The sequence below is a fragment of the Chitinibacter sp. SCUT-21 genome (assembly GCA_041874755.1).
GTDB lineage: Bacteria > Pseudomonadota > Gammaproteobacteria > Burkholderiales > Chitinibacteraceae > Chitinibacter.
On sequence record CP102611.1, the window covers coordinates 1,921,562 to 1,939,078 of the forward strand.

General features: G+C 51.6%; 12 protein-coding genes. 7 read left to right on the forward strand and 5 right to left on the reverse strand.

Going from position 1 to position 17,517, the window contains the following annotated elements; genetic code table 11:
* Positions 1–236: 236 nt before the first annotated feature.
* From NT239_09030 to NT239_09040, 3 genes are all read right to left on the reverse strand, one after another.
* The gene (locus NT239_09030; protein XGA69942.1) at positions 237–506 is read right to left on the reverse strand and encodes a hypothetical protein; all 270 of its coding nucleotides are present in this window, start codon (positions 504–506) and stop codon (positions 237–239) included.
* Between the two features lie 385 nt (positions 507–891).
* Positions 892–1,470 (reverse strand): DUF4124 domain-containing protein, encoded by a 579-nt coding sequence (locus NT239_09035; GenBank protein ID XGA69943.1) that lies wholly within the window; start codon positions 1,468–1,470, stop codon positions 892–894.
* Positions 1,471–2,343: 873 nt separating this feature from the next.
* Complete coding sequence (locus NT239_09040) at positions 2,344–2,868, reverse strand: transposase (protein XGA69944.1); 525 nt, start codon at positions 2,866–2,868, stop codon at positions 2,344–2,346.
* Between the two features lie 471 nt (positions 2,869–3,339).
* Between NT239_09040 and NT239_09045 the strand changes: the two genes are divergently transcribed.
* Together NT239_09045 and NT239_09050 are read left to right on the forward strand one after the other, a co-directional pair.
* Positions 3,340–3,741: a TIR domain-containing protein gene (locus NT239_09045; protein ID XGA69945.1), complete on the forward strand. Its 402-nt coding sequence runs from the start codon at positions 3,340–3,342 to the stop codon at positions 3,739–3,741.
* Positions 3,741–4,694: a caspase family protein gene (locus NT239_09050; protein ID XGA69946.1), complete on the forward strand. Its 954-nt coding sequence runs from the start codon at positions 3,741–3,743 to the stop codon at positions 4,692–4,694. The genes NT239_09045 and NT239_09050 overlap by 1 nt, the downstream gene beginning before the upstream one ends.
* 119 nt (positions 4,695–4,813) lie before the next feature.
* Here the strand turns inward: NT239_09050 and metH are convergent, their stop codons facing one another.
* Positions 4,814–8,548 (reverse strand): methionine synthase, encoded by a 3,735-nt coding sequence (metH, locus tag NT239_09055; protein ID XGA69947.1) that lies wholly within the window; start codon positions 8,546–8,548, stop codon positions 4,814–4,816.
* A 240-nt stretch (positions 8,549–8,788) separates the two neighbouring features.
* On the opposite strand from metH, the gene NT239_09060 reads away from it, so the two are divergent.
* From NT239_09060 to NT239_09075, 4 genes are all read left to right on the forward strand, one after another.
* Positions 8,789–10,426, forward strand: coding sequence for a methyl-accepting chemotaxis protein (locus tag NT239_09060; protein XGA69948.1), 1,638 nt, complete (start codon positions 8,789–8,791; stop codon positions 10,424–10,426).
* 155 nt (positions 10,427–10,581) lie between these two features.
* Entirely contained in the window at positions 10,582–10,920 is a 339-nt protein-coding gene (locus NT239_09065; GenBank protein ID XGA69949.1) for a hypothetical protein, read from the forward strand.
* 178 nt (positions 10,921–11,098) lie between these two features.
* Positions 11,099–11,506, forward strand: coding sequence for a hypothetical protein (locus tag NT239_09070; protein ID XGA69950.1), 408 nt, complete (start codon positions 11,099–11,101; stop codon positions 11,504–11,506).
* Positions 11,507–11,618: 112 nt separating this feature from the next.
* Positions 11,619–13,862, forward strand: a complete 2,244-nt coding sequence (locus tag NT239_09075) for a DUF3141 domain-containing protein (GenBank protein XGA69951.1) — start codon at positions 11,619–11,621, stop codon at positions 13,860–13,862.
* A gap of 94 nt (positions 13,863–13,956) precedes the next feature.
* Here the strand turns inward: NT239_09075 and NT239_09080 are convergent, their stop codons facing one another.
* Positions 13,957–15,570, reverse strand: coding sequence for a methyl-accepting chemotaxis protein (locus tag NT239_09080; GenBank protein ID XGA69952.1), 1,614 nt, complete (start codon positions 15,568–15,570; stop codon positions 13,957–13,959).
* Positions 15,571–15,809: 239 nt separating this feature from the next.
* On the opposite strand from NT239_09080, the gene NT239_09085 reads away from it, so the two are divergent.
* On the forward strand, positions 15,810–17,441 hold the full coding sequence (locus tag NT239_09085) for a methyl-accepting chemotaxis protein (protein ID XGA69953.1): 1,632 nt from the start codon (positions 15,810–15,812) through the stop codon (positions 17,439–17,441).
* Positions 17,442–17,517 lie beyond the last annotated feature (76 nt).

The following is a 17,517-nucleotide window of genomic DNA, read 5'->3' on the forward strand; positions in this document are numbered from 1 at the left end:
TATTTAGAAAAGACTATGAGGCAATACCCTTTCTAATTGCATTCAGTGGCGATAGCGCCAAAGCCAGCGATGGCGCGTTTAGTTTTGCAGCGCAATCCAGATTTGTGTTCGCAACTCGCTTGGCGGGGTATCAATTGGCAGATTCATATACGGCTCAATCACTGGCACATACCCAGCCAACTCGCCAAGACTCGGCCATGTATAAACGATTACGCCCGTGCCGCCTTGGGCATCATTTAGCTACCCTGAATAATCTCGCGCAGCTTAATGCCATTGGCGATTTGCATGTATTTCGCAAAATTATCGTTTTTATCCGCGGCAAAGGCTTTAATTTGCGCCAATTCGGTTTCGGATAAAACGTATTTCGCTTTGATTTTGGTACTTTGGCTCGCGCCAAAATACGCCAGCGGCGTATCGAGTACGGCCTCGCGCATATGGTGAACAGCGCCCATCAGCAAAGCGCCGAGTAATAACACCAGCAGGGATATTTTTTTAGCGGTTTTCATCAATGCATCTCAGTGAAATCAAGGTCTTGGATAGATTATTTTTGGGTTTATGTTTGTCGCATAAAATGCCAAATCAATTTATCACAGCGTTTTGGCAGACCATGTGCACTATTACACCGAGCAAAACCTGATTATTACCGCCAAAATTAATGCGGCGACGCCGCGATTTTGGGTAGGAATTGTGCCGCACAATCGGGAAAGTATTTTTACTTGCCCCAAGCTTCGCCACGGGCCACCCATCCTCAATCCTTCAGATGGGTATCGCCATGCAAGCTAATTAAATAAAGAGCTTTATTACGATACTCTATCGGGTATAAGCAAGGACACCAATAACTCGAATTCAGGGGCTTTGGCGGCGCTTTGCTACGCTAGGCAGTCACATGGCTCACTTCGTAATGCAACGCATCAACGGGATACGATAATACTCGTGGCTGCCGCGGTAAAAGTGCTGACCGTGGCGGTAAATCGTTAAGCCTTCGCTGCCAATCACAAAACCTTCATTACTCAGCACCACATCCACGATTTTGCCACCGCTGCCTGCAATCGCCTGATGCTTGGGCAGCACATCAACCACCATCCTCGGTGGCGTATTCATCGCCTCGGCGTAGCCAGCGGGGTCTTTTTGCTTGAGCTCTTGCAGCATTTGCTGATAACTCGGCTGCGGCTTACCACTGAGCTTACTCATCATGGCGCCCATCACTTCATAAGAACGCGCAGGGTCTTCGCACCACACGCCGATCAATTGCTGATACAGCGCCTCAGTAGGTGGCGTGGGCCTTTGCTGCACTTCATTCGGATTAAAACCCGCCGTGCTGGCCGTTTTCAGCCCCAAGCTACTTTGCTGCGCGCCCTTATTGCACGGCTGATCTTGAAAAGTGGTAGCGCCATTTTGCTGGCATTTATACATCGCAGCGGATGCGCTGCTACACAGCGCAAACAGCGCAATACAGAGAGTGAGTTTCATCTTGATCCACCAATGGCAAACGAATAAATCCATTATTCCCACGGCGCAAAGCTGACAAGGTTATTTTTTGTAAAGCAAACTGACGCAGTGCTAAATAGGTACGTTAGTTCACAATCAGGTTTTGAGGCGGCTAGACCGAAGTTTTGGCGCGGGTTTGCCTGCGTGGTATTGGCCTGCTGCGCAGCCGGTGAACCGGCGGTTTCGCCCGCCAGACGAATCAGGGGCAGTCTTGCCTTGCCCCTGATCACCCTAACGCGCCCGATCGCCGCGAAACCCCGCTTGAAAAAGCCACGGCGAGGCGCCGCTACAACTCGCTTCGCGCTAACGTCGCGAAGCTCAAACAGATCGCGGCTTAAAACCTCGCCGTAACTTTTTCAAACGGCGCGTCTCCACGGGCAATCCGTGCTAATCAGCAGCCGTTGTAAGGTCGGCTTTAGCCGACCAGACACACCCAAAAAGGTCGGCTAAAGCCGACTCTACGGGTATATCCACCAAAGCCAATCCCTGAATAATGTTCAGAGCAACACCACGGCATGTATATACAAAAATCGTAGAGCTGCGCGGTTTCCCCTGTCATCAAGCCGAGCGAGGCATGCCGTAGCTTGGCAACTAGTTGCCTTAGCGCAGGCTGTACCCTTGGGGTAAACAGGCGGGGCGGGGTTTCGGCGAGCACTGTTCGAAGGCCGCAGGCCAAGTCGCGCAGCCGCCGCCTCGACTGTCCGCAGCAAGGGCATTTTGCGTAGCAAAACTTGATGAGGGGTCGCCTTTGGGGTGAAGGGGTATTTGGCGAAGCAAATACCCCTTCCCGTCAGCGCGGCGGCACGCGCACCCAACCCCGCGGCGCACAGCCGCCAATCCCGCTTAACCCAGAAGTTAAGCGCGCAAAACACCAGCCCAATCCGCCGGATAAACGCCTTGCGCGACCAGCCTGTGAAACGTTGAATAAGGCCAATCGCTAGCACGCTCGACCAAGTGATGCTTGACTGGATTGAGATGGATGCAATCCACATGGTGGCGGAAATCATCGTCATCCTGAAGCAAGTGCTCCCAATACCGATGTTGCCAGATCGTGCCACAGCGCTTATGTGTGCGGCGCCGCGTTTGCCATTCGGGGCGGAAATACAGTTTGCCCACCGAGCGCGTGACCGCCGACTTGATCAAGCGCCAGCGCGTCGCAAAATCGGCATCGCCCACCGGCAAAGTCCAGATGGTATGCAAATGATCAGGCAACAACACCCAAGCCTCAATCTGAAATGGACGCTCACGCCGTACGTGATGAATTGCCTCGCGCAAAGCCGCGCGAAACACATCATCGGTCAAAATCCGTTGCCGTCGCTCAGTCACCACGGTAAAGAAATACGAAGCCCCCGCCACATTCGAGCGCCGATAACACGACATACGCAAACCCCAAAAAAGAAGATTTAAGCGTAGGGCGGGTTAGCCGAAGGCGTAACCCGCCAATCAGTATGGAGATGTTGAACGGTCAAAAAGGGAGTAGTTGCACAGGCGGCAGCTCAGCGCGGGTTGATAAAACCAACCCGCCCTACAAGGCTGTAAAGAAATACGAAGCACCCGCCACATTCGAACGCCGATAACACGACATACGCAAACCCCAAAAAAGAAAATTTAAGCGTAGGGCGGGTTAGCCGAAGGCGTAACCCGCCAATCAAGTATTGAGATGTTGAACGGTCAAAAAGAGAGTGGTTGTACAGGCGGCAGTTCAGCGCGGGTTGATAAAACCAACCCGCCCTACAAGGCTAACAAAAACAACCTGTATGAAATTCGCCCATCAAGATAAATTTTAAAACCAGGACCTATTTTCATTTATTACCAATACCGCATCAAAAATATTTCAAAAGGAAAAATTACATGGAAAAAACATATCGTCTCTTTATTAGCCACTCATGGAGCTACGACAAGAACTACCAAAGGGTCATTGAATTAATTAAAGAACAAGGTCTGTCATTTTATGATCACTCAGTTCGTAAGAGTGATCCAATTCATACCAATGGAACCGATGAAGAGCTCTATGCCGCAATTGAAGCAAAAATGAAAGGAACAAGCTGCATTTTGATCTTGGCAGGGGTATATGCAACCTATAGCAACTGGATCAATAAAGAAATTGAAATTGCTCAGCGTTTCAATAAATCAATAATTGCTATTGAGCCATGGGCGGCCGAAAGAACTTCAAGCGTAGTCAAAAATGCGGCTCACAAAATCGTAAAATGGCAAGGAAAGTCAATAGTTGATGCAATCAAGGAGCTGGGTTAATGCGCAAAGCTTTAATTATAGGCATAGATTACTACGACTCAATATCTAACCTATTTGGCTGCGTCAACGATGCCTATTCGGTTAAAAGCATTCTAGAAAGGCATGGGGATGGCTCGGTCAATTTCGGGATAAAATTGATAACCGCCACTAACGAAATCAATAAAATAACTCGCAAAGAGTTAAAAAACCAGATAACCGAGCTATTTAAAGATGACAGCGATATTGCTTTATTCTACTTTGCAGGTCATGGGTATATTGAAAGCACTGGCGGCTACTTAATCACCTCAGAGTGTGAAGATGGGGATGATGGTCTTCCGCTAGATGAACTCTTGACCATAGCAAATAGTTCTCCAGCAAAGAGTAAGGTAATAATTCTGGATAGCTGTCACTCTGGCATCGCAGGGAGCCCTAGTGCGGCAGGAAACTACGCACTGCTTGCTGAAGGAGTAACAATTTTAACGGCATCAAGTGCTACACAATATGCGCAAGAAAAAAATGGCTCTGGCGTATTCACTAATTTGCTAGTTGATGCCTTAAGTGGCGGTTCTGCAAATTTGGTCGGGGATATTACGCCCGGAAGTATTTACGCACATATTGATCAGTCTTTAGGGCCATGGGAACAACGACCAATATTTAAAACAAATGTAAAAAATTTTACGACATTAAGGAAGGTACAACCTCCAATTCAGCTTTCAGATTTAAAGAAAATCGTCGATCTATTTGAAGACCCAGGCATTGAGCTCCAACTGGATCCAAGTTTTGAACCAGACTCAGATGAACCAAACGACCAAAACACTGAAAAATTCGCCATTCTCCAAAAATTCAACCGAATAAACTTGGTTACTCCGGTTGGTGAAGACCACATGTACTACGCTGCGATGAATTCTAAATCGTGCAAACTAACTGTTTTAGGCGCACATTACTGGAACCTAGTCTCAAATAATCGCATATAAAAGCTAGCACTTTAATTTCTTAGAATTCTTGTTAACTCGACAATTTCAATTGAATCAAGCCCCGCATCCGCGGGGCCTTTTACATGGGTATCACTACCCAACCATCATCCAACAAGGCATCACGCCACATACCCCAAGTTCGGCGCCAAATCTCTTTCCGCCTGAGCGACCGATACCCCACGCCGCAGGGCATAATCCTCCACCTGATCTTTGGTGATCTTGCCCACGCCAAAATAGCGTGACTCTGGGTGCGCGAGGTAGAAGCCGCTGACTGCTGCGGTGGGCAGCATCGCGTAGCCTTCGGTTAGCGTCATGCCGATGTTTGGCGCGTTCAGCAGTTTGAATAGCTCCACCTTGCTGGTGTGATCCGGGCAGGCTGGGTAGCCGGGGGCGGGACGGATGCCGACGTATTTTTCGTCGACCAATTCGTCGTTGCTTAGCGATTCGCCCGCGGCGTAGCCCCAAAGCTCGGTGCGCACGCGGTAGTGCATGTGCTCGGCGAAGGCTTCGGCCAGACGGTCGGCCAGTGATTTGAGCAAGATGGCACTGTAGTCGTCGTTGGCGTCTTCAAAGCGTTTGACGTGCTCATCAATGCCGATGCCGGCGGTGACGGCAAAGGCGCCGATGTAATCGGTGATACCGGTTTCTTTCGGCGCGACAAAGTCGGCCAGACACCAGTTGGGCTTCACATCGGCCGCATTGCGCTCGTCGGTTTTGGCCTTCGGCAATTGCTGGCGCAGGTTGTGCCACAGCATGGCGGTTTCGCCGGTGGCTGGGTCGCGGATTTCGATGTCGTCGTGGTTGACCGCATTGGCGGGGAAGAAGCCGATCACGCCGGCGGCGGAGAGCCATTTCTCGTCGACGATTTGCTTGAGCATTTTTTGCGCGTCTTCAAACAACGGGCGCGCGGCTTCGCCGACGACTTCGTCGTTCAAAATCGCTGGATAGCGGCCATACAGCTCCCAGCTTTGGAAGAACGGCGTCCAGTCGATATAAGGCACCAGCTCGTTTAAATCATATTGGGTATATTCACGCACACCAGTAAAGGCAGGCGCTTTCGGCGTATACGTCGCCCAATCTTGTTTGAATTTAAATTCGCGCGCTTCATCAATGCTGATCAGCTTGGTGCGATCTTTGTTTTCAAACAGCTCACGTGCTTTGGCGTATTCGGCTTTGACGTCGGCAATGAATGGCGCTTTCAAGTCGTCCGACAGCAAGTTCGAGCACACGCCCACGGCGCGGCTGGCGTCGGCCACGTAAATCACTTGGCCGTTTTGGTAGTGCGGCTCGATTTTCACCGCGGTGTGCACTTTCGACGTCGTAGCACCGCCGATCAGCAGCGGGATATCAAAACCCTGGCGCTGCATTTCTTTGGCGACGTGCGCCATTTCTTCCAGCGATGGGGTAATCAGGCCGGAGAGGCCAATGATGTCGGCACCGACTTCTTTGGCTTTATCCAGAATCGTTTGGCACGGCACCATCACGCCGAGGTCAAACACCTGATAGTTATTACAGCGCAGCACGACGCCGACGATGTTTTTACCGATGTCGTGCACGTCGCCCTTCACCGTCGCCATAATGATCTTGCCCTTGGCCGGCGCGTCGGCCAGACCCATGGCGATTTTTTCGGCTTCGATAAATGGCTCGAGGTGCGCTACGGCGGCTTTCATCACGCGCGCGGATTTCACCACCTGCGGCAGGAACATCTTGCCGGCGCCAAACAAGTCGCCAACCACGTTCATGCCGTTCATGAGGTGGCCTTCGATCACATGGATCGGGCGCTCGACCGACTGGCGGGCTTCTTCGGTGTCTTCGGTGATGTAGGTGGTAATGCCCTTCACCAGCGAATGCGTAATGCGGCCTTGCAGCGGCAGCGTGCGCCACGACAGGTCTTCACCCGATTTTTGCGCCGCATCGCCACGGAATGATTCGGCCAGCGCGATCAGCGCGTCGGTGTCCGCCATTGGGTCGGCACCGTCCATCAACACGACGCGTTCGATGGCGTTGCGCAATTCGTGCGGCACTTCGTCGTAGTTTTCCAGTGCGCCAGCATTCACAATCCCCATCGTCATGCCGCGCTGAATCGCGTGATATAGGAACACGGCGTGGATCGCTTCGCGCACCTTGTTATTGCCACGGAAAGAGAACGAGACGTTCGACACGCCGCCGCTGATTTTGGCGTGCGGCAGGTTTTGCTTAATCCAGCCGGTGGCTTCGATAAAGTCGAGGCCGTAACGCGCATGCTCTTCAATACCGGTGGCCACAGCGAAAATATTCGGGTCGAAAATAATATCGGCCGGGTTGTAGCCGATTTCATCGACGAGGATGCGGTACGATTTTTCGCAAATCTCGACTTTACGCGCGTAGGTGTCGGCCTGACCGACTTCGTCGAACGCCATCACAATGACGGCAGCGCCGTACATTTTCAGCAAACGCGCGTGGTGTTTGAATGCTTCCACGCCCTCTTTCATCGAGATCGAGTTCACGATGCACTTGCCCTGCACGCATTTCAGGCCGGCTTCGATGACGTCCCATTTCGATGAGTCGATCATGATCGGCACGCGGCTGATATCCGGCTCGGCGGCGATCAGGTTCAGGAAGGTCACCATCGCCTTGTGGGCATCGAGCATGCCCTCGTCCATATTAATGTCGATGACCTGCGCGCCGTTTTCTACCTGCTGGCGCGCTACTTCCAGCGCCGCTGGGTAGTCGCCATTTAAAATCAGGCGGGCAAAGGCTTTCGAGCCGGTGACGTTGGTACGCTCGCCGACGTTCACAAACAAATCTTTATCGCCGATATTGAACGGCTCTAGGCCAGACAGGCGACATTTAGGCTCGATTTCTGGCAGCTTGCGCGGTGGCAAATCTTTGACCGCCGCGTAAATCGCCGCGATGTGCGCTGGCGTCGTGCCGCAACAGCCGCCGATGATATTGACCAAACCGGCTTCGGCCCATTCGCGCACTTGCGGCGCCATGTCTTCCGGCAGCAAATCATAGCCAGTCGGCGCCAGTGGATTGGGTAGACCGGCGTTGGCGTGTACCGACACATAGGTGTCGGAAATACGGCTCATTTCTTCCACATACGGGCGCAGCAAATCAGGGCCGAGCGCACAGTTTAGGCCGAACGACACGGCGTCGGCGTGGTGCAGCGAGTTGTAGAACGCTTCGGTGGTCTGGCCGGTGAGCGTGCGGCCCGATTGATCGGTAATCGTGCCGGAGATCATCACTGGCAGTTCTTCCAGCTCTGGGCGATCCGCGAAGTATTTCTTGATGGCGAACACGGCGGCTTTGGCGTTCAGCGTGTCGAAAATCGTCTCGACCATCAGAATATCGGCACCACCTTTAACGAGGCCGTCGATCGATTCGAGGTAAGCCTCCACCAGCGCGTCAAACGTCACATTACGGTAGCCGGGGTCGTTCACATCGGGCGAAATCGACGCGGTGCGGCTGGTTGGGCCAAGAATACCGGCACAAAAGCGCGGTTTGCTTGGGTCTTTGGCCGTTTGCGCCACACACAAATCTTTCACCAATTTGGCGGCGGCGTGGTTGATCTCCCACACCAGCGATTCCATTTCGTAATCGGCCATCGCCATCGATGTGGCGTTAAAGCTGTTGGTTTCGATAATGTCGGCGCCAGCGTCGAGGTATTGCTGGTGGATTTCGCTAATGATTTGCGGCTGCGTCAGCACCAGCAAATCGTTATTGCCTTTGACATCGGTATGCCAATCGGCAAAGCGCTCGCCGCGGTATTGTTCTTCGGTCAGCTTGTATTGCTGAATCATCGTCCCCATGCCGCCGTCGAGCATCATGATTTTTTCGGCGAGCAATTTCTTCAGGTGTTCGGTGCGGGTCATGGTGATTCCAGTATTCAGTCTGCGCTGCAAAGACGGCGATTTTAGCACGCAAATGGTGGCGGGCTAAGCGCGGCTAGATGGGCGAAAAAGCGGACTATGTTTGTTAAAAATTAGAAATGTATTAAATGCTAATGAACTTTGCTACCACTGCTTAATCAATTTGCATATACTGCGCTACCCAAGCGCGCAGATGAGAATTATTCCTATCTACGTATCAAAGTATGTTGTAAGGATTTTGCCATGCTTTCCCGTTTTGCTACCCGTACTAAGCTATTTTTCCTCACCGGCACCCTGCTAGTCCTAATGGTGTTACAGATCAGTTTTACGCTATTTGAGCTGGGCATCGCTGGCGAAAAGGCCGATCAATTGATCACCGATCGCTACCCAAAAATTGAACACCAAAACCACATTATCGCCAATACACTAGATATCGGTATGCTGCTGCGCGAAGCCATTATGGATAGCGATAGTGCGGCAATTGAAAACAGCTTGAGCAAAATTATGCAGCTACGAGCAGATAGCAGCAGCCGCTTGAAATACCTACACGACCACGCCACCAGCGCCGAGAGTAAGGCCATTTTGAACGAGATCGAAACCAAGCGTTCGGTCATCAGTGGGCAGTACGAGCAGTTGTTTACGATGATTCGCACCAATCAAGACGTTGAAGCAACCGCCTTTATCCAAACCCAATATGATCCAGCCTATAAAGCGTTTCAGGCTGCGGTGCAGACCATGGTGGAATCGCAAAAAGGCAAAATGAACACGCTGGCCGCCGAAACCCATACCAGCTTTGAGCAAGTGCGCAATTTAATGATAGGCAGTGGTCTAATTGCAGTGTTGCTGGGTTTAACGGCGGCGGTGTTGATCGCCAATTCAATTAGCTCGCCACTCAATCGCGCCTTGCGTGAAGCTGAGCGCATTGCTGATGGCGATTTAAGAGCTGATCGCACCAATCTACAAGACGCAATCACCGGCAATGACGAGCCGAGCCGCCTGCTGGTATCACTAGAAAAAATGCGCGCCAGCTTGGCAGAGATGGCCAAATTGATTCAGCAAAACGCCAATGAAGTAGGCCGCGCAGCGCAAGGCCTGGCACATTCGGCCAAAGAAGTCGCCAGCAGCGCGCAGAATCAATCGGCGGCCACCAGTGGTGCGGCGGCAACGCTAGAGCAATTAACGGTTAGCATCCACCATGTGGCCGACAATGCGGAAGACGCCGCCAATCAAGCCCAGAACGCAGGCAAAACTGCGCAAATGGGCGGCTCTTTTGTCGTAGATTCTTCGTCTCAGATGAGCTCAGTCGGCCAGCACGTAAGCCAATCGGCGGCACAAATGGCCGATTTGGAGCGCGATGTGGGTGAAATTGGCAAAATGGCGACGATGATTCGCGACGTGGCTGATCAGACCAATTTGCTGGCACTCAATGCCGCGATTGAAGCGGCGCGCGCAGGCGAAACCGGGCGTGGCTTTGCCGTGGTGGCCGATGAAGTGCGCAAATTGGCCGAGCGCACGACTAAATCCGCGCACGAAATCAGCGAGATGATAGGCCGCATCCAAACAGGTAGCGCAACGGTGAACCAATATATGGGGCAAAGCGTGCAAAGCGTGAAGGATGCAACGGTGAGCTCCGATTCTGCCGCATTGGCGATGCAGGAAATCGAAGGCAATGCCGAATCAGTGGTGGCCGCAGTCAACCAAATTAGCCATTCGCTGAACGAGCAAAAATTGGCCGGCCAAGATTTGGCAGCGCGCATGGAGCAAGTGGCGCAAATGGCCGAAGAAAATGGCGATACCGTGCTGCACTTGGCCAGCACCGCGACCCAGCTCACTGGCTTGGCCGAACAATTACAAACCGCAGTTAATCGCTTCCGTATTTAAGCTAATTACCAATGATAAAAAGCAGCCGTGTTCGCGCACCGCTGCTTTTTTAACGTCTAAAATTACCTTTTGATTGCGTAACTTGTTCATTTTGCACCAAAAGTCGCAGCGCTAAGATAGCTGTATCTAATCAAAGCCCCACAAGGGTGACGATCATGTATATCGCTAAAATCAGCTCACCCAGTTACAGCCAGATCAATACCAAGCCCGCCAGCAGCGGCGCGCGCAGCACCAGCAGTAGCGAAAGCCACGGTCTGTGGCGCGAAGATTTGCAGCAGACTCAGCCCCGCGACGTGCAAACCCCGTTTTTACCCGCACTCGAACAAAGTTTAGCGCTGCGCGATGAGCTATTTGACTATTACCCGCAAGCCTTGCCAACGCCTTTAACTTACGCAGAAATCGAGCCTGCCAAACGGAATCAAGCACGGCTGCAAGCGTATCGCGAGCTAGAGCATCAGCAAGCTAGCGGCACACGAATTGCAATTACCGGCTAATGGGTATGTTGCCATAGGCCAATATTGATATTGGTTACATGGCTATACATATAGAGAGTTTATTTCTAGAAAATAGCGCGCAGTAGCAAACTCAACCATTAGTCTGTCTTGCAGAAAAATGCAGTTTACTTCGCCCAAGCCAGAACTCATAAAGAGAGAAGACGTAGGCAGGAGAATCATGATGAATGTCGGTTCAACGCAATCAGTAAACACCATCAGCACTGCGCGTGAGTTGCAGGGCCAAGTACAGGAACAGCGAAAAGACACGCTGCAACAGCTCAAACCTGTTGCCGAGCAAGTGTATATCTCAAAACAAGCGCAGCAGCTGTTTGATACCTACACACAAAGCGCCAAGAACGCCAAAGACTTTTACAACGCGGATAGCACCAGCTCTAGCAATAGCGTATCCACTGAGCAAATGCTCGACACGGTGAAAATGGTGCAAAAGCGTCAAACTACGGCGGCCATTGCCGCCTATGCGCAGCAACAAGCGGGTGAAGCCGACAAACCTTCGACCAAACCCACCCCCACATCTTATTCAGCCGATCAAGCGGCGCGCAGCATTTCCATTAACACTTCGGCATGAGTTTGACAACAGCCTGACGTGTTTCATTTTATTCGTATTAAGCAATCGGTACTTGCAATTTAATGTTGCAGTGCAATAATAAATCTCCGTTGCAAACGAATAAGGTGCCAACATGCTGGATTTACAGGAAAAAACGGCGCAGTGGGGCCGTTTGAATGAGAAGGTAAGTCGACTGTTTCAAGCCAATCTGGGCAAGGCGATCGATGAGCGTTTGCAACAGATTAAACCATTCCCTATTCCGCCAGCGAGCGAATGGTGGCAATCGGGCCTAGCCTACTGGCAAGATACCCTGCAACGCCAAGCCCTGTTTTGGGATGTATTGCGTGAGCGCGGTGACCAATTTTTGCAACACGAGGCAGCAGGCAAACCGCCAGTATTGAAATTTGCTTACGAAATCGTCGTTGATGCGCGCCAATTTGCTCGCCCCGTCAATTACGCTTTGGCCAAAATCACCCCACCTGCGGGATTTCCTGCCATCGATTCGAATCAACGACCCTATCTGATTATCGATCCACGCGCCGGCCACGGCCCCGGGATTGGGGGCTTTAAACAAGATTCAGAAATCGGCGTGGCGCTGCAGGCGGGCCATCCGGTGTATGCGTTTATTTTCTTCCCGCATCCTGAAGCGGGCCAAACCTTGGCCGACGTCACCACCGCCCAACAAGCATTTTTGCGCTTTGTTAACGACGAGCATCCGCAAGCGCCCAAACCTGTATTGATCGGTAATTGCCAAGGCGGCTGGGCCGCGCTGCTACTGGCCTCGGTCTCATCCGAATTGGTCGGTGCCGTGGTCAGCAATGGCGCGCCTGTTTCCTACTGGGCGGGCAACGACAATAACCCGATGCGCTATTCTGGTGGCCTACTTGGCGGTAGTTGGAGCGCGCTTTTGGCCTCCGATTTAGGCAATGGTCTCTTTGACGGTGCGCATCTGGTCAGCAATTTTGAAAACCTTGATTTGGGCAATACGCTCGTTGGCAAGATGTATCACCTGTACGAGAACGTCGATACCGAAGCGCCGCGCTTTTTGGATTTTGAGCGCTGGTGGGGTGCCAATTACTTGATGAATGAAGAAGAAATCCGCTGGATCGTCGACAACCTGTTCATTGGCAACAATCTGGTCGAAGGCAAGGCCAAAGGCAAAAAAGGCTTTTATGATCTGAGTGCCATTCACGCGCCCATCGTGATTTTTGCTTCGCTAGGCGACAATATCACGCCACCGCAACAGGCATTTAACTGGATTTTGGATCTCTACCCCAGCACCGACGCGCTCAAAGCCGCTGGCCAAGTCGTCGTGGGCTTGGTGCATGAAAGCATCGGCCATTTGGGGATTTTCGTTAGCGCCGGGGTTGCCAAAAAAGAACATCGCCAGATCGTTGAATTAATGAGCGTGATCGAATCGCTATCGCCCGGGCTATACCAATTACACATTCAAGAAGAACAAGAAGCCGATGGCAGCAAGCAATGGCGTGCCGAGTTGCATGAACGCCAAGTTGAAGAATTGCGCCAAGCCCAACGCTTTGGCCGTCAGGAAGAAGCCTTATTCGCCGCTGTTGAGCGCGTTTCCGAGATTAATTCGCAAGCGTATCAGCATTACATTCGCCCTTATGTTCAGCCCTTGAGCAACGATATCCAAGCCGGTTTATCGCGCGCGTTTCATCCGCTACGCTGGCAGCGCTGGGGCTGGTCTAGCCTCAATCCGCTGGCCAATCTTAATCGCTATTGGGCAGAACCTGCGCGCGCGCACAGACTAGCAACCGACGAGCACAATCCTTGGCGTCAGCTCGAACGCAATCTCAGCGCACAAATGGCGGCGAGTTTGGATTTTGTCGGCCAACTGCGCGATATCAGCGCAGAAAGTACGTTTATGCTGAGCTACGGCGCGCTGACTTTAGCTGGCGTTGGCGAAGAACATCGGCAAGATCTGATAGCAAAACCGCAAGCGCTCATTGATCGCGCTCAGCTTGCCGAGCAATTGGAACAAGGCGGCTACGCCGAGGGGCTGATTCGTCTGGGCCTATTGTTACAAGATCCGAACAATATCTCGATCAGCCGTCGCCAGTTTGCGCTTGAATGGCTACAGCAACAAACAGAAATCGCCCAGCTAAGCCCTACGCAATTATGGGATATCGTGCAGCAACAATCGCTGCTGGTTTGGCAATTGCGTGAAGAAGCCCAGCAAAGCTTGCCCAAGCTGTTTGGCAGTGCGGCTGCGCTGAATCGCGGCTTTAAAGTGTATGCCCAATTGGCAGAAAATAGCCCTGTTGATGCCAGTGAACTCAGCGCGCGCGTCGAGCAATTACATGCCCAATTTAAACCCGTGCGCAAAAGTCGCAGCAAAGTTGCGCAAGCGGTATAGCCTGCAAAGCAATATCCAGCCTAAGCCACAGCCATATACATACAAAAACACCGTTATCGCCTGCTGCGACAACGGTGTTTTTTATTGCGTCAGCTTAAACGCGATACACAGCAATAGATTGATCCAATGTGCGGCCCAGTTCACCTAACCGTGCACTTTCCTGCGCGGTGCTGGCGGCGGCGGCGCTGCTTTCTTCCGACATTTGTGCCACACGCTCCACTTGCTGTGCCATGGCTGAACTCGCCGCGCTTTGCTCACGCATCGCAGTTGAAATTTCGCTAACTTGCTCAACCACACTATCGGCACTGCGACGAATATCGGCAATCGCGCCACTGGCCTGCTGCGCTTTCGCCACGCCATCATCCACTTGGCGCACCGTCAGTTGCATACTATTCACCGTGCTATTGGCTTCATTTTGAATCGCCGCCACGGTGCTGATAATTTCCTGCGTCGAGCTGGCGGTCCGCTCGGCCAATTTGCGCACTTCATCGGCCACCACGGCAAATCCACGCCCCAAATCACCGGCACGCGCCGCTTCAATTGCGGCATTCAGCGCCAGCAAATTGGTTTGATCGGCGATGTCTTTAATTACATTCACCACTGCGTTAATCGTCGCGGTACGCTCTTTCAATGAATCAATTTGTGCCGCTGAGGTACGAACCTGATCGGCGATTTGATTAATGCTGCTAATCGTATTTTCAATCACAGAGCCGCCCGCTGCGGCCAAGCGGCCCGCTTCGCGAGCGGTGTAATCGCATTCTTGCGCCCGATCGGCCACGTGCGAAATACTCACCGTCACTTGCTCAATCCCCGCAGCCATCGCGGAAGCCGATTCACTAACGGCATTTGAGGTCTGTGACATTTCATGGCTGGTGGTGGACAGGCTATTGACCGACCCCGATACCTCGCGCCCCACACGGCTCAGCTGCTGCAAGCTATGTTGCATAGCATCGAGCACGCGATTGAGTGAGCGCAGCGAAGCACCAATCTCATCGGGGCTTTGGTCGTTCAAGCGGCGGGTAAAATCGTGATCCTGTGATAATTGCTGCAAAAATTGCTGTAATTGCCCTAAAGGCACGCGCACACTGCGTACGATCAGCAAACCCAAAATCACAATCACCAGCAACAAAGCCGAGCCAACCAGCAGCAAGCTGGTAATTAAGCTGGCAATATCTTGAGCCGCTGTTTGCTCAGCTTGGGCTGTGGCCTGCTTTTTATATTCTTCCAGCTTGGCCAGCGCTTGATATACCCGTTCGGCTTGCGGGGCACATTTTTCTCGAATGAGCTGCGTTGCGAAAGTGGCATCAAGACTATCTGACACCTCTAACACCTTGGTAGTCAAAGGACGCCACGCATCCAGCTCTTGTTTCAGCGCCGCCAAATTGGTCCGCTCGGCTTCATCTGATACTTTGGCCTCATATTGCGCCACGGCTTGATCGAGTTTTTGCAAATGCCCAGCAAATTGGGTCGCCACCTGCTGTTTGCCCGCGGCATCAGTCTGCGCAATATGAAATAGCACCGCATAGCGAGCTTGCGCAAAGCTATGCTCTAAATCATTGAGCACCACCAAGCTAGGTACGATGTGCTGAGTTAGATAATCAGCATCCGCTTTGACATGATTTGATTTGTAATACGTGATCCCCGCCTGCAAGACAATCGCAACAGCTGCGACAGCCACCAAAGACCAAATCTTACTGGAAATTTTCATACCACCCTCAGATTGAAAGGCCAAACATTAACAATATTTAACCATACTCTTTATCAGGGTATTCAAATATACGGGCTTATCGCGGCAGAGTGTCTGTATTCCTTCAACAAAATGGGGTGGAACGAGGCGAAAATACTTTACCCGCAGGCAAGAGCTAAGCTTGTAAGTGCCTCAAGATATCCTATGCTAAAGCGACGTACACACCACGAATTAGGTGTTTTTACTTGCCGGGGAAAATCATGAACTTTTCAGTTGCCCATCGCCTCACCATTGGCTTTTCAATTTTGCTGCTGTTCGTGGTGCTTAGCGATATTTTCGCACTCCGCAGCATTCATAATATGAACGACGATATGCGGGAGATTGTGTATAGCAATACAGCGCAAATGCAAACGGCCAGTATCTTGATTGATAAGGTACAAGAAATGCGGATTCAATACCGGCAAATGGTATTAGAAGAAACACCGGAAGCGAAAGCCAAAGTTAAAGAAAAATATATGGCTGCGCGAGGCCTGTTTTTAGAAAATATTTCTAAGCTTCAAAAATTATTTGATGACAAAGAATTCCCAGCCTCAGATGCAAATCGTTCATTGTTAGCAAAAGTCCTCGCAGCTCAACCCCCCGCCTTTGCCGCAGCAGATAAAACCATTGAATTAGGCTTAGTGAGTGACCCGGAAACAAAAAAGACACTCGATCAATCCTCAGCTTTGATGGCTGCTTTGAATGTTGAATTGCGAGCATTAGCGAATGCACAAAAAGAAAATAATGACCAGCAAGTCAAAGAAACCGAGCAGAGTGCCCTTCAAACTCAAAACACCTTAATTGGATTAACAATTTTCGCCATCGTTGTTGGCGTAGCTGCTGCGCTCATCATTACGCGAGGCATTACCAAGCCATTAGATGAAATGCAAAAATTCATGAAAGAGCTAGGTACTAACTTCAACTTTACTCAACGCCTAAAGGTCTATAAGAAAGATGAAATTGGCGCCTCGGTTGCATCACTCAATGATTTACTCGATTCCTTACAAGAAAGCATGAAAGTGGTGAATCGCGTTGGCCAAAATGTCACTACTTCGGTCAATAGCCTGTCGACCACTAGCCATGAAATGTCGCAGACCTCCAATGCCGTAAGTGAATCGGCGTCCGCGATGGCTGCGGGGATTGAGCAAGTGACGGTGAGTATTTCGCACGTGGCCGATCGCGCGCAAGAATGTGATCACACCGCCCGCGAGGCAGGTCGCTTGGCCGCTACGGGCGGCTCGGTGATTGAAAATACGATTGCTAGCATTAATCAAATCGCCGATCAGGTGCGCGCTTCAGCAACACAAATTGATTCATTAAAAGAGCGCACCGCCACGATTAACGCAGTGGTGAATGTAATTAAAGACATCGCTGATCAAACCAATCTGCTCGCGCTCAATGCCGCAATTGAAGCGGCGCGTGCCGGTGATTTGGGCCGTGGATTTGCGGTGGTGGCCGATGAAGTACGCAAATTAGCCGAGCGAACCGCCAGCTCGACGCAGGAAATTATCAGCACCGTGGCTGCGATCCAGAACGAGGCCAATAGCACCGTACAAACCATGCAACAGACAGTGCGCCAAGTCGATGATGGCGTCGCCAAAGCGCAGGAAGCCAGCAATTCAATCCGCGATATTCGTCAAAGTGCCGACTCCGTCGTGCACCAAGTGAGCGAAATTTCAACTGCGATGCGCGAACAAAGCGCTGCTAGCGCCACGATGGCGCAGCAAGTGGAACGGGTAGCGCAAATGTCGGAAGAAAGTAGCGCAGCGGCGGCCAGTACGGCTAGCGAAAGCGGACGTCTTAATCAATTGGGCCGTGAATTGGATCAGGCGATTTCACGCTATCGCGTTTAATTTCAGCAAGATTTTCGGCAAAAAAAGAGCTGGCATCTGCCAGCTCTTTTTACATACATCACAATGTATTGCCATA